The sequence below is a fragment of the Agathobaculum sp. Marseille-P7918 genome, assembly GCF_900625105.1.
Classification (GTDB): Bacteria; Bacillota; Clostridia; order Oscillospirales; family Butyricicoccaceae; genus Agathobaculum.
Window position 1 is genome coordinate 65097 of sequence record NZ_UYYD01000010.1, and the last position, 22285, is coordinate 87381.

The window sequence follows — 22285 nt, forward strand, 5'->3', positions numbered from 1 at the left end:
TTAGACTTTCCTTAGACTTTTCTCAAACAAATCCTAAACCTCTTTGGTAAAGTATGAGCCATAGGAGGTATAAACAAATGGTTAAAGTAGCTTTAGTGTTTTCTATCATCGCTTTGGCGGTGTGCCTGCTCACGGCCTTGCATGGCGTATTGAGCGATGGACTAAAAGGACTAAAACAGAGATCAAAACCCATTGGTATTTCATTTTTGATTTATGCTGTGGCCTTTTTGCTTTTCATCTTTTTTCAATAACGGAGGTATTTCATGCTGCAAATCAAAAATGTAAATCTGAATATTGGAAATACTGCCTTGCTGTCCAATATCAACCTGTCCTTAGAGCAAGGAAAAATCTACGGTATTCTGGGACCAAATGGAGCCGGTAAAACAACTTTGTTTAAGTCCATGCTGGGGCTGACTGCCTTTTCAGGAGAAATCCTCTCGGATGGACAGCCCGTTTCCAGCAGATGTTTTGGAAGTTTGATTGAATACCCGGCTTTTTACCCCCGGCTCACTGTAGAGGAAAATTTGAAGCTCCACGCGCGGTATTTGGGTCTGAAGCGGCCAAACATTGAAGTGGCGCTCGAACAAGTAAACTTGCTGGATGCCCGGAAAAAGCTGTTTTCTCAACTTTCTTTGGGGATGCGCCAACGCCTGGGAATTGCCCGCGCCTTTTTAGGCGATGTTCAATATTTGCTGCTGGACGAACCTACCAATGGCCTTGATCCGATGGGTATAAAGGAAATCCGACTGCTGCTGAAGGAACGCCTGAAATCTCCCCAACACTGTATTTTGGTATCAAGTCATAATCTGACGGAAATTGCCGCTGTTACGGATATTCTCATTTTCATTCGGGGAGGCAAAATCATCAAGATCGTAAAAAATGGCTATAATGAAAAGGAACTGGAAGCACTGTATGAGGATATTATGACTTCCGGCCAGAGGGAGGAAGCATAATAGGAATGTTGATTAAAAACGAGTTTTACAAGTTGAAGCGGGAATGGTTTATGGTATTTCTTCTGCTGTTGTCACTTCTTCCCATTCTTACCGGCGGAGCAGGAGCAGTTTTCAACAACAGCGCAAAATCACTTACTGACCTGTTTTTCTTTATGAATAACCAGTTCTCCATGTTCTTCCCAATGGTCATCTTCATTTTGATTGGTTCGCTGTTTTATCAGGAATACAAGAACAAAACTTACATCAACTGGATTACCTATGATTTTTCAAAGAAGAAACTCTTTCTATCGAAAGTCGCTGTTAGCATCGTTATCGGCATAGGCTTTGCAGTCATCTTATTTATTGCTTTTGGTCTGCTTGTAGCGGTACTCAATGGAACTGATAGGTTGATTGGAGGAGGTATTTCCCTATTCCTCAATTTGGCAATCGGGTTTGGAATTGAAGCTTGTGTTGTCGTTTTGATAACTACTTGTTTGGGGGCAATCGTTATCAATCTGAGCCGCAATATTATTGTGACAAGCGTAGTAGGGGTTATATATGGCTTTGCATCCTGCCTGTTCATCGGTTCAGAAAGCGGCTTTGTCATTCCGGGTAGCTTTGCATATCGTGTGTCTATGTTTTTTTCGGATAAATCCACTTATTATGATTCCCCTGTGCTGGCCACCATTGGCGGATGTATCAGTTTTGTACTTTGCTTTATTGTGATGTTTTTGGTTGGATTGATTGTCTTTTCTCACAAGAAAAAAATAGAAAATTAAATTCTGCCGCACGACGGCAAAGAAAAAAAGCTGTCGTACAGCAGACACATTTCCACGCGCCTATGAAGCGGCGGCTTTGATTTTCAGAGCCGCCGTTTCTTTTCGTCTATTCTAAACCAACGACGACCTAACACCGTGTGAATCCACGGCGGCATATAGGAGGATTGCCGCCGTGTCTATTTTTGCCTTTTTTCACAGTGCCCATAATCTGCACCAGCTAAAAAAAGCCTGTTTCCAGCAGCGGAGCAATGCGGTCAGCAGTATGCACTATACCATGTAACTAAACGGCAAAATATACTCTATTACGCTCGTATGGCTTTATGCCGTTCGGGTGTTTTTTTGTCCCTATGGAGCCGGAACATCGGGTCAGCATGGCCCGAACTTTATCCCCGGTGCCGTTCTCCGCCGCCCCATTCAGATTTTCCCGAAAAAATCTGAATGGAGGAAAGGCAGATGGAAGTTACCATCAATTATAACGGACAAGCTGTGGCCGTGGAGGTCACGCTGGAAGTCTATGAATTTCTTGACCGGGCCGATCACAAAACGGAGAACCTGTTCCATGAACAGCGGCGGCATTGGGATGGCCGGGAGTTTGACGAGTACATCATTACCACCGAGGGTGTAGGAGCCTACGGCGAAACGCCGGAAGAATACCTTTGCCGCAAGGAAACACTGCATGAGCTGATGGCTGTTCTGGACACCTGTACCGAGACCCAGCGCAGCCGGTTCCTACTCTATGCGTTTGACGGGCTGAGCCTTGCAGAGATCGGAGCGGTGTGCGGCTGCTCCAAAGTGGCTGTGTATCAAAGTGTGGAGGCGGTCAGAAAAAAATTTATAAATTTCTTTGAGAACAGGCTTAACGAATGACCTGTTTTCTGGCTACCAAGTGAAAGGGATCATTTCCCTTATCTCAGCGAGGGGCGGACAGCGGACGAGCTGCCCGCCTCTCCGCTTTTCAGGAGGTAAGCCTATGAAAACAATCAATCTGCGATGGATGTATCCCCACTACCGGCATGATGAGTTTGTGGATGTTACGGACGAGGTATGGGCAGCGATGTATCAGGCCCAGCGGGAGATGGAGAACTATGAGCGTCGGAAAGTCTACCACCGCGCCTACTACTCTCTGGACGCATACAGCTGGATGGAAAATTACGCACTGGAACACAGCAGATCGCCGGAAGATATTTTGCTGGAACGAGAAGAAATGACCACCCGCCTGCACCTGATTGCAGCTCTGCCGGTGGCTCTGGCTCATGCCACTCCGACACAGGCCCGCCGTGTTCACGCCTACTACATTGCTGGTATCAAGCAGTCGGAAATCTCCCGGAGAGAGGGCGTCCACAGCAGCAAGGTCAGCGTTGCCATCCGTCGAGGTCTGCGGAATATGCGCCGCTGCTATGATGACCTTTTTCAAACAGAGTGAGGGCGCGCCTATGCAGACCATCAATCTCAAACAATATTATCCATTTTGCAAAGAGGACATTTTTGTGGAGGTGTCCGATGAGATCGTCGAAGCGTTTCTTCTGGATAAGAGAGCCGAGGCCGCCAGAGAGCGCAAGATGTTCCGGTATAAGGCGTTTTACTCCCTCGATTGTAACGACGGAATCGAAAATGCTGCTATCGGCTGGGCGCAGCCATCGCCGGAGGATTATCTGATAGAAAAAGAAGAATTAGCCGAATACGAAGAACTGATCCGGCGATTGTATGAAGCCATTTCTTCCCTGCCGCCTATGCAGGCCCGCCGTGTCCACGCCCGCTATATATTGGGTATGAAAGTGAAAGACATTGCCGCAATGGAGGGTATCACACCATCGCAGGCGGGAAAATCCATCCACGCTGCACTGCGGAGGCTGCGCCGGTACTTTGCGCGTCAGAAATGGACGGTCAATCTATGAGCGTTTCCAAAGAAAAGAGGTGCATGGCATGAACGAAAAAATTACAGCCCACCCCCAAAAAGAGGAACGGGAGAAAGTCCTGAAGGAGATCCGACAGCTTGAAAACCGCAAGAAGATTTTGGAGAACAAGCAGCGGAACGAAGAACGCAGGGTTCGCACCCGCCGCCTGATTGAGCGCGGAGCCATTTTGGAGGGGATTTTCCCGCTGGCTCCCAACCTTTCCGGCGTAGAGGTCAAAGCATTTTTGATTGCCCTGTCCCATCTTCCGGGGGCTGCGGAATTGACTGCAAACCTGCCAAAATCCGGGGATATGCCATAAGTCCCTTGTTTACAAGGGCGCACTTATACACCGTTGCCGGTGCTGTGCGCCCTGCCGGGGGCGTTGCGTACTTCGTCCGCGATGGGAAGCTACGCTCCCCAAACCCCTTGTGCGCTCTGCGCAGTCGTCGGACACCCGCTTTGCGTTTGTCCGGCTCCACAGAGCCTGCTATCCCCCTCACTGAAAGGAGGTGTTCCCCATAGATTTCTGTCATATCCCCGTCAGTATCATCAAGCGCAGCGCAGGCCGTTCTGCCGTTGCCGCAGCTGCTTACCGCAGCGGAACCAAGCTGACAAATGAATGGGATGGAATGACCCACGACTACACCCGGAAAGGCGGCATTGTCCATGCGGAGATCATGCTGCCTGCCCACGCCCCGCCAGAATTTGCAGACCGTTCTATCCTCTGGAACAGCGTGGAGCAAATCGAGAAAGCAAGGGACAGCCAGCTTGCCCGTGAGATCGAGGCAGCCCTGCCCCGTGAACTGTCCGGCGAACAACAGCTTGCCCTTGTGCGTGCCTATGTGAAGGACAATTTTGTAGACAAAGGAATGTGCGCCGACTTTGCCATCCATGACAAGGGAACCGGCAACCCTCATGTCCATATCATGCTGACGCTCCGGCCTCTGAAAGAAAACGGACAGTGGGGCGCAAAGTGCCGCAAGGCATACGATCTGGACGAGAATGGACAGCGTATCCCGGATGGGAAAGGCGGCTGGAAAAATCATCGGGAGGATACGACCGACTGGAACGATAAAGGAAATGTGGAGATTTGGCGGGCAGCGTGGACAGCCTACACCAACCGGGCGCTGGAATCTGCCGGTAGACCGGAGCGCATTGACCACCGCAGTTACAAGCGGCAGGGCATTGATAAAATTCCCTCTGTCCATCTGGGGCCAGCTGCCAGCCAAATGGAAAAGCGCGGTATCCGCACCGACAAGGGGGAAGTAAACCGACAGATCGTCGCCGACAACAAACTGCTGAAAGAAATTAAAGCCCGCATTACCCGTCTTTATCGCTGGTCGAAAGACGAAGCGGAAAAACCACAAACACAGCAAAGCAGCTTGACTGCTTTGTGGGAGGCCCAGCAGCAGTTGAACACTCCCCGCACCCGCACCGGCAAAATCCGGGCTTTGCAGGAAAGCGCTGCACTATTCAGCTTTTTACAGGCAAACGGCATCCAGTCTATGCAGCAGCTTCATGAAAAAATCGCTGATATGAACAGCCGTTACTATGACCTTCGCGGAAAGATTGTCAAGGCTGAGCGCCGGATCGCCATTCTTACCGAACGCGGGGAGATGTGGGAACAGTACAACCAGTACAAGCCCATCCACAAACAGCTTGCCAAAGTAAAGCCGGAAAAGCGGGAACAGTTTGAGCAGCGCCACAGCCGGGAACTGATCCTGTATGACGCAGCAGCCTGGTATCTGAAAGAACTGAAAGACAGCGGCGAGGGGATCACCCCGAAGGCATGGCAGCGGGAGATCGACCAGCTGACCGCCGGAAAGCAGACGGACACGCTTGCCATGAAATCCATGAGGGAGGATTTGAAAGCAGTGGAACGGCTCCGCAAAACCGCCGAGCAGCTGTCCCGACAGGAAAGGGACAAGTCTCACGACCGTGGGCCGGAGCGGTAAAGCCTACCGCGTTTTGGCGTACCCCTGTCAAGTGTGTCGCGTTTCACGACATACCTTTGCATACAGAAAAACCGCCGTACAGGTTTCCCCATACGGCGGCAGACTGTTTATTTGCCGAACAAGTCGCTGTGTGTGCCGGTGCGGGCCAGCGTCAGCACCAGAACATCATCCTCTATGCGGTAGACAAGCAGCCAGTCCGGGAGAATATGACATTCCCGATGGCCTGCCCAATCGCCGGACAGGTCATGGTCGCGGTTCTTATCCGGCAGCGGTTCGCCCATTGCCAGCAATGCTACGACCTGCTCCAGCAGCTCAATCTTCAAGCCACGCTTTATGGCTCGTTTGTAGTCTTTTTTGAAACTGGTCGTGTACTTGACGGTATATTTGGTTTCTTTCATCTTTTCAGGTCAGCAAACAACTCGTCAAGGTCATTGTAGCCCTTTACAGACGGGTCTTTTGCAATCCTTTCCGCTTCCAGCATGGCAGCAACCGTTTCTTTGTTCGGCTGTTCCAGCCTTACCTCAAAGGGAATGCCGCCTTCACGAAGCGACTGGCGCACAAAGATGTTAAACGCCGTAGTCAGGTTCATGCCAAGTTCAGTAAACAGTGCGTCCGCCTGCGCTTTCAAATCTGCGTCCATGCGGATACTGATGTTTGTGGTATTTCCAGCCATACGATCAACCCCTTTCTGCTGGCAATTATAGTATATGCCATTTGCACGAAGAAAACAATACTTTGCACGAATATTTAACAATAAATTCATTCGAGGAGGTTACACGCTTTATGAAAGAAATCATTTATGAAGAACAACAAGACTGAACCTATCCCTGTCATGGATTACCGCCAGTACCGCAGAGCGCGGAGGCTGGTGCATGAGTGCTGTAACTACATTGACGGAAACTGTATCGCCCTGGACGATGGGGAGGAATGCATCTGTGTCCAGTCCATTTCCTACTCCCTGTTGTGCAGGTGGTTTCGGGCGGCGGTATTGCCGCAGGATAAGGAACTGGAAACGGCGCTGTTCCACCGACTGAATGCTAAGAAATGCGCTGTATGTGGGGCGCTGTTTACCCCCGGTTCTAACAGGGCCAAATATTGCCCGGAATGTGCCGCGCGCATGAAGCGGATCAACGCCGCAAAGCGCAAGCGGAAACAACGGGAGAAATGTCACGCTTTAGGGGCTGAAAAACCCTTGTAAATCAAGGCTTTTTTCGAGGGTGTCAAAGGCAGGCTGATAGATTTATCCTCTGACTCCTAAAATAGCCTTAAAATGCGTACAGAATCCCAAGAGAATCCCCAAGGAGGAACCCTATGTCAGACAATCGAAAATATTATTACCTGAAACTCAAAGAAAACTATTTTGACGATGATTCTATCGTGCTGCTGGAAAGTATGCAGGACGGTGTGCTGTATTCTAACATTCTGCTCAAGCTGTATCTGAAATCGCTGAAACATGGCGGGCGGCTCCAGCTTGACGAGGACATTCCTTACACGGCGCAGATAATCGCCACCATCACCCGCCAGCAGATCGGCACTGTGGAGAGAGCCTTGCAAATCTTTTTGAAGCTGGGTCTTGTGGAAGTGCTGGACAGCGGCACATTCTACATGAGCAACATCGAACTTTTAATCGGCCAGTCCTCTACCGAGGCTGAGCGAAAGCGGGCTGCAAGGCTTCAAAATAAGGCTCTTTCTGCGCTCCGGACAAGTGGCGGACATTTGTCCGACATTCGTCCACCAGAGATAGAGATAGAGTTAGAGAAAGAGATAAAGATAAAGAGAGAGATAGAGAAGGTACGCCCTGAAATGGGGCACCCTTCCCACACCTATGGCCGTTACCAGAATATTTTCCTGACGGATGAAGAACTGGCTGACTTGCAGGCCAGTTTTCCTGCTGTATGGGAACAGTACATCGAAAAACTGTCCGAGTACATGGCTTCTACCGGCAAGCGTTATCAGAGCCATGCAGCGACCATCCGGCGCTGGGCCGGTGAGGACGCTAAAAAAACTGTCACACCCTCACGCAACCGGGATTACAGCGTAAAGGAGGATGAAACTGTATGATTGAGATTACCGCAGAAATCCGGGCGTTCATCGACAAGGCAGCTGCCGGTGTGGAATTGGCTGAGGACGAGTATATAGACTTGTCAGACGGGCTCATTCACTGTAAGAAATGCGGCGGCCAGAGGCAGACCGTTGTGCCATGCTTTGGGAAATCCGGCTACTTTATGCCGCGTTGCATCTGCCAGTGCCAGCGGGAAGCTGAGGAGCAGCGCAAGGCTGCTGAAGAACGGCAGCGCCGTATGGAGCGTATCAAACGCCGAAAGGCACAGGGCTTGCAAGACCGTTATCTGTACGACTACACATTTTCCAATGATAACGGGCAAAACCCATTGATGGACAAGGCTCATGCCTATGTGGAGAACTGGAAAGAGGCATATAAGAGCAATATCGGGCTTTTGCTGTTTGGAGATGTGGGAACCGGCAAGTCTTTTTTCGCCGGATGTATTGCCAACGCTCTACTTGACCAGGATGTGCCGGTGCTGATGACGAACTTTCCCACCATTCTGAACCGCCTGACCGGGATGTTCGCTGAGGACAGGTCGGAGTTTATTGCCAGCTTTGATGAGTATGACTTGCTTATCATTGACGATTTGGGTGTAGAGCGCAGTACCGAATATGCTATGGAGCAGATGTTTTTCGTCATTGACAGCCGCTATCGCAGCCGCAGACCCATGATTATCACAACAAACTTGAAACTGTCCGAGCTGAAAAACCCGCCTGATCTGGCCCACGCCCGTATCTATGACCGTATTTTGGAACGGTGTGCGCCGATCCTCTTTGACGGGAAGAATTTTCGGGAAGAAAATGCCGGTGCTACCCGACAGACAGCAAAAGACATTGTAAACAGTAAGCACGACTGATTTTTTACCGGGCGGCACAGACCCGTTCGGAGAAAGGAGCGCCATGAACAAAGAACCCCGTACTATGCAGGTGGCAGACGCCGTTACTGCGTCCAGAGCGCCGGAAAACACGCCGGCGATGGTAAAGAAAATCGGTAAGACGACCTACAAGGTTCATGTCCATTTCAGCAATACCAGCACAGAAACCATGAGCGATAAAATCAAGCGTATGCTCAAAAATGAAATTCAGCAGATGTGACAGACTGATAAACGAAGCCGCCTTGTGCTAAACTGATGATGGTATGCACCAAAATTTTTGTCAAGGAGGACACAAAAATGCTTTACACAGAAAAAGAGAAACATGAAATTGAGCGAGTAAAGGAAGTCTTTGCGGAACATCTGCGGCAAAGCCCCGATTTTGAACTGCTCTGGTCGGACAAGGTGGGCTATGTCTGGCTGACGATTGGCGTAAATCCGCTTTATGTGGATACCGGTATCAGGATAGAATCAGCCGCCGATCTCTGCGGCAGGTGTTTGGACGATGTTGCTACGGATGTTTTGTATATGACGGGCAACGATCATGCACTGGAAGCAGCCGACCCGCTGGAATTGGCCGAAATCAAGCGGCGCTGGGAGTCATATATCAACCAGCTGCCAGACTACGCGTATCTCTGCAAAGACCTGCTGAACGGAAAAATGTAATCTATCAAACGAGGTGTCAGGAGCCATACAATGCTTCTGGCACCTTTTTTGTAGATTTTTTGTGAATTTGATTAAAAAGTCCTTGACAATTTGTCTCTGGCAAAACGGCAAAATCCATCCTGATTTCCTGCGGTGCGCGCCTTGCCGTATTCGACATTGCGGAGCTGCGGGAGGTCACTTCCTACGACGAGTTGGAACTGGATACCCTGGGAGATCGCCGGACTGCATTGTTCCTCATTATGAGCGATACGGATGATAGCTTTAACTTCCTAATCTCCATGTGCTACACCCAGCTTTTCAATTTGCTCTGCGAAAAGGCTGACGATGTGTATGGCGGTCGGTTGCCGGTCCATGTGCGCTGCCTTATTGACGAGTGTGCCAACATCGGTCAGATACCCCGGTTGGAAAAGCTGGTTGCCACCATCCGAAGCCGTGAGATTTCCGCTTGTCTGGTGCTGCAAGCACAGTCCCAGCTGAAAGCCATCTACAAGGACAATGCCGATACCATCATCGGCAACATGGATACCTCTATCTTCCTGGGCGGCAAGGAGCCGACTACCCTCAAGGAGTTGGCCGCCGTGCTGGGCAAGGAAACCATCGACACCTACAACACCGGCGAGAGCCGTGGGCGGGAAACTTCCCACTCGCTCAACTATCAAAAATTGGGGAAAGAGCTGATGAGTCAGGACGAGCTGGCTGTTATGGACGGCGGCAAGTGCATCCTCCAGCTGCGCGGTGTGCGGCCTTTCCTTTCGGATAAGTACGACATCACCAAGCACCCCAATTTCAAATACACAGCCGACGCAGACGAAAAGAACGCTTTTGACATTGAGGCGTTCCTGTCTACACGGCTGAAACTCAAGCCCAATGAGATCTACGATGTGTACGAAGTAGACGCAGAGGGCGCGTAAATCTGTTCCGCTGTGAAAGGAGTGGTCGTATCTATTCGCCGCAACTGCCCTTATGGGGCCATTGGCGTACAAAGCGGACAATCACCAAAAAATAATGAAAAAAGGAGGACAGCCGGAATCAGCCCCCGGAAACCGGGCGGCAGATTGCTCCGGCTTTTGTATGCCTATGAATGACTAAATAAACCTTTTTCAAATGATTCCGGCTAACTATAATTTATGGAATTTTTTACCCAGGCTATCACTGTTCTGAAAACTCTCGTTATCGCTCTGGGCGCTGGTCTCGGTATCTGGGGTGTCATCAACCTGCTGGAAGGCTACGGAAATGATAATCCCGGCGCCAATGCTCATGTACGGTAAAGTATCACAAGAAAATTATGTCGAATTGACAGCCGCCTCCGCTATACCGAATAAGGAGATAAAGAGTCCTCAAATTTTGCGCTGCTAAATGAAGACGAGCGGAAGTAATCTCCCGCTCGTCAGTAAACTTAACTATGCCATATCAATCCCGCTTCTTTCCCGCCACTGGCACCAAGAACAGCGCGGGCAACAGCAGGAAAGCGGTGCAGACCAGCCCCCAGGGTATGGACACCTGTTGGGCTACCAGCCCCACAATAGGCCCGCCGATGATCTGCCCGAAAGAGTCCAGTTGTCCACTGGTAGAAAAGAATGTGGCGCGCATTTTCTCCTCCACATGGTCGTTCATCCAGGCGGCCAGCACCGGCTCCTTGATGGTGCGCATAAGCCCCGCCAGGAGGAACACCAACAACATGAACCAAAAGCTCCGCCCCACCGCAAAGAGAACTAGGCACAGGATATACCCGGCGCTGGTGGACATGACCACACTGGTTCGGCTGACAGTCCCTTTTTTCTCCATGCGGGCGATGAGCAACTGAGAAGCCAGAATACCTAAGCCGTTGCCGATAAGACTGATAACACCGAACCAAGTGACGCTGTTCAGTGGCCCGATAACGGGTATTACCGTGTCATCCAGAAAATGAGCGGTGGAGAGCCGGTCAAAGCCTTCACTGGCAAGTCCCCCGCACAGTGTGATTGCTAAGAGCGCCAGCAACACAGGTGCGCCTTTCACAAAGCCCAGGTTGAGCTTGAACAGGCAGACAAAGTCTTTAAGCAAGCCCTGCCGTTCCTCAATAGCAGGGGAGAAGTTGGTTTCTGGCATGATGCGAACCAGCACCAGCCCCAGCAGCAAGCACAAACTGCCCCCCAAGATGATAGGCATTTGCAGGTTTATGTTTCCCAGCAGTGTGCCCAGCACCACGCCCAGAACGCCGCCGATTTGCCCCATTTGAATGCCACGCAGGAACACCTTATCCATGGGCTTGTCCTCTTCCTCCGAGGCAATCCACGCCTCCAGAGCGCCGGTGATGAAGGTATCACCGCAACCCCAGACAACCTGGGCCAGCAGAACCGTCGCGAACCACGGCAGCGCACCCTCCATCAGAAAGCCCAGGCCGTAGAGGAACATTCCAATCAGCACCGAGCGCCGACGGCTATACAAATCCGCCACCACACCGGTGGGTATCTCGAACAGAAAGCAGGAGGTTTCCAGAACAGTCCCCACCAGGACAAGCTGAAAAGCATCCAGCTGCACCACCTCCAGGTGGTACACGATGGAAAGCACTGTGGCCATAGAAGCCGCCAGGGAATAGACAAATCGGAACAGCAGATAGACAGAATATGCCTTTGAATTTTTAGAAAACATGAAGTTACATTCTCCTTTCTCATTTTATACGACTTTCGCAAGCTGTTAGGCTAACTTGTGGAACATATGCCGAACCTTATCTATACGGCTATTCGGGCGGCGGGGCTGGATGACCGGCTGACCGACAGCGGCCTGATATCCTTTCAGCTCTGTAAGGCATACGCTCCGCCCGTTGGTGTAAAAGGCCAGATCAGTACGGTATGCCTGTATACAGCGGGCGGGAATCTCGCCAGTAAAGACAACTTCATCCTTTTTTACCTGGGCCGTTTCGATGGTGGCACAGTATTTCGGTGCATCATGATAAGCCCTGGAAAGGTATTCCTGGGGCGCATAGAGGATGAAGGAGAGATAAGGTTCCAGCAGCTGCGTCCCCGATTCCTTCAATGCCTGTTCCAATACAATCGGGGCCAATGAGCGGAAGTCCGCCGGCGTGCTGACCGGACTGTAATAAAGCCCGTATTCAAAGCAAATCTTACAGTCCGTTACGTTCCAGCCGAACAAGCCCTGCTCCAGCCCGTAACGGATACCATCCCTGACAGCGTTTTGAAAACTCTGGTTCAAGTATCCCAGCGAAACCCGGCTCTCGTATTGTACACCGGAGCCAAGCGAGAGTGGTGTAACAGACAGTCCTATGGATGCCCAAAACGGGTTGGGCGGCACCTCGATATGGATGGTGTGGCTGGCTGCTTTGAGCGGCCGCTCCATATAAATGACGGAGGGTTCCTTTACCACTGTTTCAAGCTTGTATTTTTCCGACAGCAAAGCGGAAACAACCTCCAACTGCACCCGGCCCAAAAAAGAAAGAATGATCTCATGGGTGATGGAATCCACTTCGCAACGCAAAAGCGGGTCAGTATCCGCAAGTTGCGTAAGAGCGTCCAGCAGCCGTTCTCTTTGCGCTGCCGTTTTCGGCGCAATCGTCGTCCGCAGCATGGGGAGGGGGTCCTCGCGCCACCTTTTACGAGGGAGCCGGGTTTGGTCCCCTAATACATCGTTTAACCTCACGCTGTCGCTGGGAAGGATAACAATTTCACCCTGATAAGCGGTGTCTGTCCGAACAATTTCCCCTTTGGATGGAATACGCATCTCTGTGATTTTCAGCTTTTCTCTCCCGGCCAGGGCCACCGTATCCCGCAGGCGCAGCGTTCCGCTGTATAACCGTAGATAGACACGCCGCTGGCCGCAATCGGTGTACTCAACCTTGAAAACGCTGCCGCATAGGGCGGCGCCCCCCTGTTCCCCAATCGGTTGGAACAGCCCTGTCACCGCATCCATCAACGGTTGAATGCCAAGGCCATTTTTGGCGCTGCCATGATAGACTGGGAACAGGGAGGCGTCTTGAACCCGCTGCTGTTCCTCCCGCGCAAGTTTTTCCCGGCTGATTGGTTCTCCTGCGATATACTTTTCCAATAATTCATCGTTATTTTCGATGACCGCATCCCATGCTTCTATGTCGGTATTTTCCTCCAGGACTATTTCCGGGGACAGCGACACCGTCTGCTTGATGATAATATCGGCGGAGAGCTTATCCCGAACAGACTGAACCACGCTCTGCAAATCAACGCCAGCCTGGTCGATCTTGTTGATAAAGATAACGGTGGGAATGTTCATTTTCCGCAGGGCATGGAACAGAATACGGGTCTGGGCCTGCACGCCATCTTTAGCGGAGATCACCAAGATGGCCCCATCTAAAACAGCCAAAGAGCGGTACACCTCCGCCAAAAAATCCATGTGGCCGGGCGTATCCACAATGTTAACTTTACATCTGTGCCACTGGAAGGAAGTGACTGCCGCTTGAATGGTAATCCCACGCTGCCGCTCCAAAAACATGGTGTCCGTCCTCGTTGTCCCTTTTTCGACGCTCCCCGGTTCTGAAATGGCTCCGCTGGCATATAGCAGGCTCTCCGTCAAGGTCGTCTTTCCAGCGTCTACATGGGCAAGAATTCCAATATTGATTATTTTCATGTGATTGTCCTCCCTTTACAGCCCCAAAGGGCATAAAAATCCCCAGCAGTAAAATACTTTTACCACTGGGGATTATAAGTTGCGGACATACACATATACAGCATACACCTGTTTGTGATTGCTGTTTTTGGGGATATGTCAAAATTGATAAGGCAAAAGTATTCTTAAATTGGGTACAAAAAACTAAGCCCCTACAAAAGGAGCTATCATAATCCTTTGTTCCCACTATTTGATTATAGTTTTATTTAAGAATACCTTGCCGCATATTTTTTACTCCTTTTCTGGATTAAATCATTGTATCACATCAGTTTTAATCATTGTATCACATCAGTTTTAGGAAAGCAAGTACCTAAAAGAAATTTTTCTTCCCCTTATATGTAACAATCATACCGGCTTCCTAGCGTTCAGAATGTTTTCTGCTGTCTGCTGTGGTGTTTGGTTGGAATTGTCCAACCAAAAGCCGATCCGTGGTGTTGTCTGCATTTTACTAAATACAAATTCAATGTATACAGAAAGATATAAGGAGTGGGAGGGATTCCGCCGTAGTTGGCATTGTAGGAAAATCCAAAAGTTTAGATTTTCCCACAATGCTTATCTTTTGGTCTTTGGTTCGGAATAGTGTAGTGCTGGCGGTCTATCTCTTGTTTTCGGTTGCTTGCTTCCTTACCGTACATGAGCATTCTCTTGCGGCTGCTCTTGCCCGATTGCCGGAACAGACGCAGGAAGAAATCTTTTTGTACTACTTTCAGCACTTGACGCAGAAAGAAATCGGAGAACAAAGCGGCTGGACACGCAGCACAATCGGGCGGCATATACGGCTTGCCTTGAAGCGGCTGAAAGAGGAAATGGAGGTGCTGTCCCATGAGTAACCGACTTCTCCCCTATGACACTATCATAAAGGCACATGAGGGCGACCCCATAGCGATACAAGCCGTCCTTGACCGATACGCTGGATATATCCGCTACTTCTCTAAGATGAACGGCTATTACAACTCTGATATGGAGGACTACATCAGAACAAAGCTGATTGAAAGCCTGTTCAAGTTCCGGCTTGACCGATAACATAGAAACTGAATATCCCGCCGCCCCGCAGCGGCACATGAAGCAGTAAATCCGAAAAAGATTTGCTGCTTTTTTTGCGCTCATTTTTGGCAAATTTCCAAAAGTTCCGTATTAGATAGTGAAACCAAAAAAGGCTGCCGTTTTTTTTAGACAGCGGGCAAAACGCAGCTTCCGAAACGCCTTATTGTCGGGAAAGACCGAGCCGCCGGAAAAGTTCTTGCCGGAAAGTCCGTCATTTTTGCTTTTTGCGGTGTTGTAGGGAGTAAGAGGAAGAACGCCAGCCCGCAGCCTTTTATGAAAAAGCTGGTTATAGATTTTCTGAAAAAGTGGCAGTAGGAAGTGAACGGCAGTCCGGCAGTTTCTTAGAGCAAGATTCTACCGCAGTACCAAAATTCGCTTATCGCTCATTTTGCCCCTGCGGGAATCTTGTTGGGGAGTGCCTTCCCCAAACCCTGCCATGCGGCTTACGCCGCTTAAAAATCCCTCAAAATATTTTTTCGGATTTTTCAAAAACAGTTCCGCTTCACACCCTGTTTTTCTCCTATTAGTGAGAGGACACCATACACAGAAAGGAGGTCTGTCGACCATGAAACGATACAACACACCGCACCGCAGCCGGGTAGTCAAAACACGCATGACCGAGGAAGAATACGCCGAGTTTGCAGAAAGGCTTTCTGCCTACAACATGAGCCAAGCCGAGTTTATCCGGCAAGCCATAACCGGGGCAGCCATACGCCCCATCATAACCGTTTCTCCCGTCAATGATGAGCTGCTTGCCGCTGTTGGGAAGCTGACCGCCGAATACGGCAGGATCGGCGGCAACTTAAACCAGATAGCCCGGACGCTGAACGAGTGGCACAGCCCCTACCCGCAGCTTGCCGGGGAGGTACGGGCGGCGGTTTCCGACCTTGCTGCCCTAAAGTTTGAAATCTTGCAGAAAGTGGGTGACGCTGTTGGCAACATTCAAACATATCAGCTCTAAAAATGCCGACTATGGCGCAGCGGAAGCCTACCTCACATTTGAGCATGACGAGTTTACCATGAAGCCCACCCTTGATGGAAACGGGCGGCTGATACCGAGGGAGGATTACCGCATTTCTTCCCTCAACTGCGGGGGCGAGGATTTCGCTGTTGCCTGTATGCGGGCGAATCTCCGCTATGAGAAAAATCAAAAACGGGAAGATGTGAAAAGCCACCACTATATCATCAGCTTTGACCCACGGGACGGGACAGACAACGGCTTGACCGTAGACCAGGCGCAGGAGCTGGGCGAGAAGTTCTGTAAAGAGCATTTCCCCGGACACCAAGCCCTTGTATGCACCCACCCGGACGGGCATAACCACAGCGGCAATATCCATGTGCATATCGTCATCAACTCCCTGCGAATTTATGAAGTCCCGCTTCTGCCCTACATGGACAGACCAGCCGACACAAGGGCGGGCTGCAAGCACCGCTGCACCAATGCCGCTATGGAATATTTCAAGAGTGAAGTCATGGAGATGTGCCACCGGGAGGGGCTTTACCAAATCGACCTCTTGAACGGTAGCAAGGAACGGATAACAGAACGAGAGTACTGGGCGGCAAAGAAAGGGCAGCTTGCCCTTGATAAAGAGAACGCCACCAGAGAAGCCGCCGGACAGCCGACCAAGCCCACCAAGTTTGAAACGGACAAGGCGAAGCTGCGCCGGACGATACGGCAGGCACTTTCCCAAGCTACCAGCTTTGACGAGTTTTCTTCCCTTTTGCTGCGGGAGGGCGTGACCGTCAAGGAGAGCCGAGGGCGGCTTTCCTACCTCACGCCGGACAGGACAAAGCCTATCACAGCCCGGAAGCTTGGGGACGATTTTGACAAGGCTGCTGTCCTTGCCCTGCTTACACAGAACGCCCACAGAGCCGCCAAACAGACCAAAGCCATACCCGAATACCCTGTCGCAGTTAAAAAGCCGTCACAAGGGGAAAAACCCACAAAAACCACCCCGGCAGACAACACCTTGCAGCGCATGGTTGACCGGGAAGCCAAGCGAGCCGAGGGCAAGGGCGTGGGCTATGACCGCTGGGCGGCAAAGTACAATCTAAAGCAAATGGCGGCTACCGTTACCGCCTACCAGCAGTACGGCTTTTCTTCCCCGGAGGAACTGGACGAAGCCTGCTCTGCTGCCTATGCCGCCATGCAGGAAAGCCTTACAGAGCTGAAGCAGGTGGAAAAGACGCTGGACGGGAAAAAGGAGCTGCAACGGCAGGTGCTTGCCTATTCCAAGACCCGCCCTGTCCGGGACGGGCTGAAACAGCAGAAAAACGCCAAAGCAAAAGCAGCCTACCGACAGAAGCACGAAAGCGACTTTATCATAGCAGACGCAGCCGCCCGCTATTTCAAAGAAAACGGCATTTCCAAGCTGCCGGGCTATAAAGCCCTGCAAGCCGAGATTGAAAGCCTTATCCAAGAGAAAAACAGCGGCTACAACGATTACCGGGCAAAACGGGAGGAATACTGCCGCTTACAGACTGTCAAGGGCAATATCGACCAGATTTTACGCAGGGAACGCAAGCCTGTGAAAAAGCAGGAACAGGAGCGATAAAAACCGCCCCCAAATGTACCCGAACCCATACAGAACAAGGGGGCTGCCCCGTACCCTATCCGCAATACCAAAGGATTTTTTAACGGGCTTACAGGGCAGAAAAACCCCGAAAATGATACCGAGATGATACAGAATTACCGCCGATACCGTCACACCAGCGGAAACGGCAGAAAGGAGCGCACCCATGCCAAGAATGAGCAAGAAACGGCGGCTGGAATGGTCTTTTTTCCTGCGGCAAGTGAAAGTCGGGAATACCACCTGCGACCGTATCACATACAACGACCTCTGCCGGGGCTGTACCCATAGCTGCAAGCAGAGCTTCCGGGCGGTTATCATACTCTGCCCCCGCTACTACTCCAAACGCCGGAAAAAGGAGGACAGGGACAATGGCAGATAACCGCAAGTATTACTACCTCAAGCTGAAAGAGAACTTTTTTGACAGCGACTCCATTGTGCTGCTGGAAGATATGAAAGACGGGATTTTATATTCCAATATCCTCTTGAAGCTGTACTTAAAATCGCTGAAAAACGGCGGGAAGTTGCAGCTTGACGAGCATATCCCCTACACAGCGCAGATGATAGCGACACTGACCCGCCACCAGATAGGGACGGTTGAAAGGGCTTTAGAGATTTTCCGGCAGTTGGGGCTTGTGGAGCAGCTTGACAGCGGGGCTTTTTATATGACCGATATTGAGCTGATGATAGGACAGTCCTCTACCGAAGCCGAGCGAAAACGGGCTGCAAGGCTGGAAAACAAGGCACTTTTACCGTCTCGGACAAAAGGCGGACATTTGTCCGACATTCGTCCACCAGAGATAGAGATAGAGTTAGAGAAAGAGATAGAGATAGAAAAAGAGAGAGAGGGAGAAACGGGACACCCCGCCCCCGCCGCTTATGGCAGATACAACAATGTGATACTGACCGATACAGAGCTTTCCGGGCTGAAAACAGAGCTGCCCGACAAGTGGGAGTATTATATTGACCGGCTTTCCTGCCATATCGCTTCCACCGGGAAGCAGTACCACAGCCATGCAGCCACCATTTACAAGTGGGCGCAGGAGGACGCTGCCAAAGGCAAGGCTGCCCCGAAACAGGGCATACCCGATTATTCATGCAAGGAGGGTGAGAGCTTATGAGAAACGAGATTGAAGCTATGATTACGGACATTACAGCCACTACCGCCGAAGCGGAGGACTACACAGGCGAGGACGGGCTTTTATACTGCGGCAAGTGCCATACGCCCAAAGAAGCCTACTTTTCAAAAGAAACCGCCCAATGGTTAGGGCATGACCGACACCCGGCAGAGTGCGACTGCCAGCGGGCAGCCCGTGAAAAACGGGAAGCCGCTGAAAGCAGACAGAAGCACCTTGAAAAAGTGGAGGACTTGAAACGCCGGGGCTTTACCGACCCTGCTATGCGGAACTGGACATTTGAGCATGACAACGGCAGAAACCCGCAGACCGAAACCGCCCGCTTTTATGTGGAGAGCTGGGAAACCATGCAGGCTGAAAATATCGGCTACCTGTTTTGGGGCGGCGTGGGGAAAGGAAAAAGCTACCTTGCCGCCTGTATCGCCAACGCCCTTATGGAGAAAGAGGTTGCCGTCTGTATGACAAACTTTGCAACAATACTCAATGACCTTGCTGCCAGCTTTGAGGGCAGGAACGAATATATTTCCCGCCTTTGCAGCTATCCCCTGCTGATACTTGATGATTTCGGTATGGAGCGAGGGACAGAATACGGGCTGGAACAGGTTTACAGCGTGATTGACAGTCGTTACCGAAGCAGCAAGCCGCTGATCGCCACGACCAACCTCACGCTGGAGGAATTGCAGCACCCGCAGGACACGCCCCACGCCCGTATCTATGACAGGCTGACTTCCATGTGCGCCCCCGTCCGCTTCACGGGCAGCAATTTCCGAAAGGAAACCGCACAGGAAAAGCTGGAACGATTAAAGCAACTGACGAAGCAGCGAAAGGAGAGCCTATGACAGAAACCAAACAGACAAGCACCACCAAAACAGACCGCCGCCCGGACTGTGTAACGGAAATCCGCATGGGCAACTCCGTCCTTACCGTTTCCGGATTCTTCAAGCAGGGCGCAACCGACACCGCAGCCGACAAGATGATGAAAGTGCTGGAAGCGGAAGCTGCTACACAAAAAACGGCGATTTGACCGACCATAAAGAAGCAGATTTGACGCTTTTGCCGCTATACAGACAGCCGCCCCATGTGGTACAATCAAGGTACGGAATAGTGGGGCTGGCTGTCGGAAACGGAGGATTTTATGTTAAGACAGACCAACCAACAACCAATTACCGCCCTTTACCCAAGACTTTCCCATGAGGACGAGCTGCAAGGCGAGAGCAATTCCATTTCCAATCAGAAGCGTATCCTTGAAACCTATGCAAAGCAGAACGGCTTTTCCAATCTGCGCTGGTACACGGACGACGGTTATTCTGGTGCAAACTTTCAAAGACCCGGTTTTCAAGCCATGCTTGCGGACATTGAAGCCGGAAAAGTCGGGACAGTTATCGTAAAGGATATGTCGAGGTTAGGGCGAAACTACCTGCAAGTGGGAATGTACACGGAAATGGTTTTCCCACAGAAAGGCGTCCGCTTCATCGCTATCAATGACGGAGTGGACAGCGCACAGGGCGACAATGACTTTGCCCCGCTGCGGAATATCTTTAACGAATGGCTGGTGAGAGATACGAGCAAGAAAATCAAAGCAGTAAAACGCTCAAAAGGTATGAGTGGCAAGCCCATCACAAGCAAACCTGTGTATGGCTACCTCATGGACGAGGACGAAAATTTCATTATTGACGAGGAAGCTGCACCCGTAGTTAAGCAGATATACAACCTCTGCCTTGCCGGGAACGGTCCGACCAAGATAGCCCGTATGCTCACAGAGCAGCAAATCCCCACGCCGGGGACGCTGGAATACCGCAGGACGGGCAGCACCCGCCGCTACCACCCCGGCTATGAGTGCAAGTGGGCGACCAATACCGTTGTGCATATCCTTGAAAACCGGGAATACACGGGCTGCCTGGTAAACTTCAAGACGGAAAAACTCTCTTACAAAGTCAAGCACAGCGTAGAAAACCCGGAGGAAAAGCAAGCGATATTCGAGAACCACCACGAGCCTATCATAGACACCCAAACATGGGAACGGGTGCAGGAGCTTCGCAAGCAGCGCAAACGCCCCAACCGCTATGATGAAGTGGGCTTGTTCTCCGGCATACTGTTCTGTGCAGACTGCGGCAGTGTGATGTATCAGCAGCGATACCAGACGGACAAGCGCAAGCAGGACTGTTATATCTGCGGCAACTACAAGAAACGCACCCATGACTGTACGGCGCACTTTATCCGCACCGACCTCTTGACCGCTGGTGTACTCTCCAATCTGCGGAAAGTGACCAGCTATGCGGCAAAGCATGAAGCCCGGTTTATGAAGCTCCTGATTGAGCAGAACGAGGACGGGGGCAAGCGCAGGAACGCCGCCAAGAAAAAGGAGCTGGAAGCCACCGAGAAACGCATAGCCGAGTTATCCGCTATCTTCAAGCGGCTGTATGAGGACAGTGTGACCGGGCGCATATCAGACGAGCGTTTCACAGAGCTGTCGGCAGACTATGAAGCAGAACAACGGGAGCTGAAAGAAAGAGCCGCCGCTATCCAAGCGGAGCTTTCCAAAGCACAGGAAGCCACCGTGAACGCAGAAAAGTTTATGAATGTTGTCCGGCGGCATACCAGCTTTGAAGAACTTACCCCTACTCTGCTGCGGGAGTTTGTAGAGAAAATCGTTGTGCATGAGTGCAGCTATGACGAGAACAAGACCCGCAGACAGGACATTGAGATTTATTATTCTTTTGTTGGCAAGGTGGACTTGCCCGAATAACCGCCCGACCTATCCGACACAAGAGCTAAGTGCCGGATAGGAACGGCAAAATTTTTTACACTTCTATTACTTCTTTATCGCACATCAATAAAGTCTCAGGGTATGAAGCAGCTCATGGCTGGCGCTGGCGTCGCCGTGGTCGGCATGATCCTCGTACCCCTGCTCTCCAACCTGTTTACCGTTTAATCGCTCACGCCGTTAAGCTGTCATAAGAAATCCTTGCCGCCCCTGCCCCCACGCGGGGGCGGCTGAAAGGAGGTTGACACCGTATGGATTTCTTACTGGATGCCCTTACCAACTGGCTCAAAGAAATGCTGGTGGGCGGCATCATGGGAAACTTATCGGGGATGTTCGACAGCGTAAACCAGCAGGTTGCAGACATTGCGACACAGGTGGGTCAGACCCCCCAGGGCTGGAACGGTGATATTTTCAATATGATTCAGAGCCTCTCCAACTCCATCATGGTGCCGATTGCTGGCGTGATCTTGGCTATCGTGATGACGCTGGAGCTGATTCAGATGATTACCGACCGAAACAACCTGCATGATGTGGACACCTGGATGATTTTCAAATGGGTGTTCAAATCTGCCGCCGCCATTTTGATCGTCACAAACACATGGAATATCGTCATGGGTGTGTTCGACATGGCGCAAAGTGTGGTAGCGCAGGCGGCAGGTATCATCGGTTCTGATGCTTCCATCGACATCTCCTCTGTCATGACCGATATGGAGACCCGGCTGATGGAAATGGATTTAGGTCCGTTGATTGGCTTATGGGTGCAGTCGCTCTTTATTGGCATTACCATGTGGGCGCTTTACATTTGTATCTTTATTGTGATCTATGGCCGTATGATTGAGATTTACCGCGCGTCCAGAAGCGCCGCTTTTCATCCAAAGGCGGTGTGCGGGCATTTTGGGAACCCGGCTTTAGCAAGCCGGTAAAGAAAAGTATCAAAGACGTGAAAAGCGTCACTTTAGCGTCATCCGATTTA

At 51.0% G+C, this 22285-nt stretch carries 26 protein-coding genes and 4 pseudogenes; 26 read left to right on the forward strand and 4 right to left on the reverse strand.

Features of this window, described 5'->3' with window-relative positions:
- Positions 1-77 precede the first annotated feature (77 nt).
- From EJL02_RS11775 to mobQ, 8 genes are all read left to right on the forward strand, one after another.
- Entirely contained in the window at positions 78-251 is a 174-nt protein-coding gene (locus tag EJL02_RS11775; RefSeq protein ID WP_125116585.1) for a receptor, read from the forward strand.
- Between the two features lie 12 nt (positions 252-263).
- Positions 264-953: an ABC transporter ATP-binding protein gene (locus tag EJL02_RS11780; protein WP_125116586.1), complete on the forward strand. Its 690-nt coding sequence runs from the start codon at positions 264-266 to the stop codon at positions 951-953.
- Positions 954-958: 5 nt separating this feature from the next.
- Entirely contained in the window at positions 959-1711 is a 753-nt protein-coding gene (locus EJL02_RS11785; RefSeq protein ID WP_243114474.1) for an ABC transporter permease, read from the forward strand.
- Between the two features lie 453 nt (positions 1712-2164).
- Complete coding sequence (locus tag EJL02_RS11790; RefSeq protein WP_125116588.1) at positions 2165-2578, forward strand: RNA polymerase sigma factor; 414 nt, start codon at positions 2165-2167, stop codon at positions 2576-2578.
- Between the two features lie 103 nt (positions 2579-2681).
- Positions 2682-3134, forward strand: a complete 453-nt coding sequence (locus tag EJL02_RS11795) for an RNA polymerase subunit sigma-24 (protein WP_125116589.1) — start codon at positions 2682-2684, stop codon at positions 3132-3134.
- 10 nt (positions 3135-3144) lie between these two features.
- A complete protein-coding gene (locus tag EJL02_RS11800; protein ID WP_125116590.1) occupies positions 3145-3606 on the forward strand; it encodes an RNA polymerase sigma factor in 462 nt (153 codons plus the stop codon).
- 28 nt (positions 3607-3634) lie between these two features.
- Entirely contained in the window at positions 3635-3925 is a 291-nt protein-coding gene (locus tag EJL02_RS11805; RefSeq protein ID WP_125116591.1) for a DUF3847 domain-containing protein, read from the forward strand.
- 190 nt (positions 3926-4115) lie between these two features.
- Positions 4116-5561, forward strand: coding sequence for a MobQ family relaxase (gene mobQ, locus EJL02_RS11810; protein WP_076917517.1), 1446 nt, complete (start codon positions 4116-4118; stop codon positions 5559-5561).
- Positions 5562-5668: 107 nt separating this feature from the next.
- Here mobQ and EJL02_RS11815 read toward each other — a convergent pair whose 3' ends face one another.
- Positions 5669-5959 (reverse strand): type II toxin-antitoxin system YafQ family toxin, encoded by a 291-nt coding sequence (locus EJL02_RS11815; RefSeq protein ID WP_002596328.1) that lies wholly within the window; start codon positions 5957-5959, stop codon positions 5669-5671.
- On the reverse strand, positions 5956-6234 hold the full coding sequence (locus EJL02_RS11820) for a type II toxin-antitoxin system RelB/DinJ family antitoxin (protein WP_005924829.1): 279 nt from the start codon (positions 6232-6234) through the stop codon (positions 5956-5958). The genes EJL02_RS11815 and EJL02_RS11820 overlap by 4 nt, the downstream gene beginning before the upstream one ends.
- 126 nt (positions 6235-6360) lie before the next feature.
- Between EJL02_RS11820 and EJL02_RS11825 the strand changes: the two genes are divergently transcribed.
- The 7 genes and pseudogenes from EJL02_RS11825 to EJL02_RS11855 form a co-directional block, all read left to right on the forward strand.
- A complete protein-coding gene (locus EJL02_RS11825; RefSeq protein ID WP_007860226.1) occupies positions 6361-6759 on the forward strand; it encodes a cysteine-rich VLP domain-containing protein in 399 nt (132 codons plus the stop codon).
- 113 nt (positions 6760-6872) lie between these two features.
- Positions 6873-7622 carry a phage replisome organizer N-terminal domain-containing protein gene (locus EJL02_RS11830; protein WP_007860225.1) on the forward strand — a complete coding sequence of 250 codons (750 nt, stop codon included), beginning with the start codon at positions 6873-6875 and terminating at the stop codon, positions 7620-7622.
- Positions 7619-8482 (forward strand): ATP-binding protein, encoded by an 864-nt coding sequence (locus EJL02_RS11835; RefSeq protein WP_007860224.1) that lies wholly within the window; start codon positions 7619-7621, stop codon positions 8480-8482. Before EJL02_RS11830 ends, EJL02_RS11835 begins: the two co-directional genes overlap by 4 nt.
- Before the next feature lie 64 nt (positions 8483-8546).
- Entirely contained in the window at positions 8547-8720 is a 174-nt protein-coding gene (locus EJL02_RS11840) for a transposon-encoded TnpW family protein (protein WP_008978040.1), read from the forward strand.
- A gap of 77 nt (positions 8721-8797) precedes the next feature.
- On the forward strand, positions 8798-9163 hold the full coding sequence (locus EJL02_RS11845; protein WP_007860222.1) for a hypothetical protein: 366 nt from the start codon (positions 8798-8800) through the stop codon (positions 9161-9163).
- A gap of 86 nt (positions 9164-9249) precedes the next feature.
- Positions 9250-10074, forward strand: a pseudogene (locus tag EJL02_RS11850) (VirD4-like conjugal transfer protein, CD1115 family); the annotation flags it as partial.
- Between the two features lie 216 nt (positions 10075-10290).
- A pseudogene (locus tag EJL02_RS11855) lies at positions 10291-10419 on the forward strand (Maff2 family mobile element protein); the annotation flags it as partial.
- 154 nt (positions 10420-10573) lie between these two features.
- On the opposite strand, the gene tet(40) reads toward EJL02_RS11855, so the two are convergent.
- Both tet(40) and tet(W) read right to left on the reverse strand, forming a co-directional pair.
- The gene (tet(40), locus tag EJL02_RS11860) at positions 10574-11794 is read right to left on the reverse strand and encodes a tetracycline efflux MFS transporter Tet(40) (protein ID WP_125116592.1); all 1221 of its coding nucleotides are present in this window, start codon (positions 11792-11794) and stop codon (positions 10574-10576) included.
- A gap of 45 nt (positions 11795-11839) precedes the next feature.
- Positions 11840-13759 carry a tetracycline resistance ribosomal protection protein Tet(W) gene (gene tet(W), locus EJL02_RS11865; RefSeq protein ID WP_069988272.1) on the reverse strand — a complete coding sequence of 640 codons (1920 nt, stop codon included), beginning with the start codon at positions 13757-13759 and terminating at the stop codon, positions 11840-11842.
- A gap of 587 nt (positions 13760-14346) precedes the next feature.
- Between tet(W) and EJL02_RS11875 the strand changes: the two genes are divergently transcribed.
- The 11 genes and pseudogenes from EJL02_RS11875 to EJL02_RS11930 all read left to right on the forward strand — a co-directional run.
- Positions 14347-14628 carry a sigma-70 family RNA polymerase sigma factor gene (locus EJL02_RS11875; RefSeq protein ID WP_330411767.1) on the forward strand — a complete coding sequence of 94 codons (282 nt, stop codon included), beginning with the start codon at positions 14347-14349 and terminating at the stop codon, positions 14626-14628.
- Positions 14621-14821, forward strand: a complete 201-nt coding sequence (locus EJL02_RS11880) for a helix-turn-helix domain-containing protein (protein ID WP_006858003.1) — start codon at positions 14621-14623, stop codon at positions 14819-14821. The genes EJL02_RS11875 and EJL02_RS11880 overlap by 8 nt, the downstream gene beginning before the upstream one ends.
- A gap of 586 nt (positions 14822-15407) precedes the next feature.
- Complete coding sequence (locus EJL02_RS11885) at positions 15408-15803, forward strand: plasmid mobilization protein (protein WP_109056364.1); 396 nt, start codon at positions 15408-15410, stop codon at positions 15801-15803.
- The gene (locus EJL02_RS11890) at positions 15775-17397 is read left to right on the forward strand and encodes a relaxase/mobilization nuclease domain-containing protein (RefSeq protein ID WP_125116593.1); all 1623 of its coding nucleotides are present in this window, start codon (positions 15775-15777) and stop codon (positions 17395-17397) included. The genes EJL02_RS11885 and EJL02_RS11890 overlap by 29 nt, the downstream gene beginning before the upstream one ends.
- Positions 17398-17581: 184 nt before the next feature.
- Positions 17582-17794, forward strand: coding sequence for a hypothetical protein (locus tag EJL02_RS11900; RefSeq protein WP_005927784.1), 213 nt, complete (start codon positions 17582-17584; stop codon positions 17792-17794).
- Positions 17784-18533 (forward strand): phage replisome organizer N-terminal domain-containing protein, encoded by a 750-nt coding sequence (locus EJL02_RS11905; protein WP_006859736.1) that lies wholly within the window; start codon positions 17784-17786, stop codon positions 18531-18533. The genes EJL02_RS11900 and EJL02_RS11905 overlap by 11 nt, the downstream gene beginning before the upstream one ends.
- On the forward strand, positions 18530-19387 hold the full coding sequence (locus tag EJL02_RS11910) for an ATP-binding protein (RefSeq protein ID WP_006859737.1): 858 nt from the start codon (positions 18530-18532) through the stop codon (positions 19385-19387). The genes EJL02_RS11905 and EJL02_RS11910 overlap by 4 nt, the downstream gene beginning before the upstream one ends.
- Positions 19384-19572, forward strand: a complete 189-nt coding sequence (locus tag EJL02_RS11915) for a transposon-encoded TnpW family protein (RefSeq protein WP_002569233.1) — start codon at positions 19384-19386, stop codon at positions 19570-19572. The genes EJL02_RS11910 and EJL02_RS11915 overlap by 4 nt, the downstream gene beginning before the upstream one ends.
- Before the next feature lie 111 nt (positions 19573-19683).
- On the forward strand, positions 19684-21294 hold the full coding sequence (locus EJL02_RS11920) for a recombinase family protein (protein ID WP_117536987.1): 1611 nt from the start codon (positions 19684-19686) through the stop codon (positions 21292-21294).
- 90 nt (positions 21295-21384) lie between these two features.
- Positions 21385-21480, forward strand: a pseudogene (locus EJL02_RS14660) (Maff2 family mobile element protein); the annotation flags it as partial.
- An 83-nt stretch (positions 21481-21563) separates the two neighbouring features.
- A pseudogene (locus EJL02_RS11930) lies at positions 21564-22202 on the forward strand (VirB6/TrbL-like conjugal transfer protein, CD1112 family); the annotation flags it as partial.
- Positions 22203-22285: the final 83 nt, after the last annotated feature.

Excerpts from the sequence above, each read along its gene's own strand:
- EJL02_RS11775 (WP_125116585.1), top strand. The coding sequence starts at position 78 with ATGGTTAAAGTAGCTTTAGTGTTTTCTATCATCGCTTTGGCGGTGTGC.
- EJL02_RS11780 (WP_125116586.1), top strand. The coding sequence starts at position 264 with ATGCTGCAAATCAAAAATGTAAATCTGAATATTGGAAATACTGCCTTG.
- EJL02_RS11785 (WP_243114474.1), top strand. The coding sequence starts at position 959 with ATGTTGATTAAAAACGAGTTTTACAAGTTGAAGCGGGAATGGTTTATG.
- EJL02_RS11790 (WP_125116588.1), top strand. The coding sequence starts at position 2,165 with ATGGAAGTTACCATCAATTATAACGGACAAGCTGTGGCCGTGGAGGTC.
- EJL02_RS11795 (WP_125116589.1), top strand. The coding sequence starts at position 2,682 with ATGAAAACAATCAATCTGCGATGGATGTATCCCCACTACCGGCATGAT.
- EJL02_RS11800 (WP_125116590.1), top strand. The coding sequence starts at position 3,145 with ATGCAGACCATCAATCTCAAACAATATTATCCATTTTGCAAAGAGGAC.
- EJL02_RS11805 (WP_125116591.1), top strand. The coding sequence starts at position 3,635 with ATGAACGAAAAAATTACAGCCCACCCCCAAAAAGAGGAACGGGAGAAA.
- EJL02_RS11815 (WP_002596328.1), bottom strand. The coding sequence starts at position 5,959 with ATGAAAGAAACCAAATATACCGTCAAGTACACGACCAGTTTCAAAAAA.
- EJL02_RS11820 (WP_005924829.1), bottom strand. The coding sequence starts at position 6,234 with ATGGCTGGAAATACCACAAACATCAGTATCCGCATGGACGCAGATTTG.
- EJL02_RS11825 (WP_007860226.1), top strand. The coding sequence starts at position 6,361 with ATGAAGAACAACAAGACTGAACCTATCCCTGTCATGGATTACCGCCAG.
- EJL02_RS11830 (WP_007860225.1), top strand. The coding sequence starts at position 6,873 with ATGTCAGACAATCGAAAATATTATTACCTGAAACTCAAAGAAAACTAT.
- EJL02_RS11835 (WP_007860224.1), top strand. The coding sequence starts at position 7,619 with ATGATTGAGATTACCGCAGAAATCCGGGCGTTCATCGACAAGGCAGCT.
- EJL02_RS11840 (WP_008978040.1), top strand. The coding sequence starts at position 8,547 with ATGCAGGTGGCAGACGCCGTTACTGCGTCCAGAGCGCCGGAAAACACG.
- EJL02_RS11845 (WP_007860222.1), top strand. The coding sequence starts at position 8,798 with ATGCTTTACACAGAAAAAGAGAAACATGAAATTGAGCGAGTAAAGGAA.
- EJL02_RS11875 (WP_330411767.1), top strand. The coding sequence starts at position 14,347 with ATGCTTATCTTTTGGTCTTTGGTTCGGAATAGTGTAGTGCTGGCGGTC.
- EJL02_RS11880 (WP_006858003.1), top strand. The coding sequence starts at position 14,621 with ATGAGTAACCGACTTCTCCCCTATGACACTATCATAAAGGCACATGAG.
- EJL02_RS11885 (WP_109056364.1), top strand. The coding sequence starts at position 15,408 with ATGAAACGATACAACACACCGCACCGCAGCCGGGTAGTCAAAACACGC.
- EJL02_RS11900 (WP_005927784.1), top strand. The coding sequence starts at position 17,582 with ATGCCAAGAATGAGCAAGAAACGGCGGCTGGAATGGTCTTTTTTCCTG.
- EJL02_RS11905 (WP_006859736.1), top strand. The coding sequence starts at position 17,784 with ATGGCAGATAACCGCAAGTATTACTACCTCAAGCTGAAAGAGAACTTT.
- EJL02_RS11910 (WP_006859737.1), top strand. The coding sequence starts at position 18,530 with ATGAGAAACGAGATTGAAGCTATGATTACGGACATTACAGCCACTACC.
- EJL02_RS11915 (WP_002569233.1), top strand. The coding sequence starts at position 19,384 with ATGACAGAAACCAAACAGACAAGCACCACCAAAACAGACCGCCGCCCG.
- EJL02_RS11920 (WP_117536987.1), top strand. The coding sequence starts at position 19,684 with ATGTTAAGACAGACCAACCAACAACCAATTACCGCCCTTTACCCAAGA.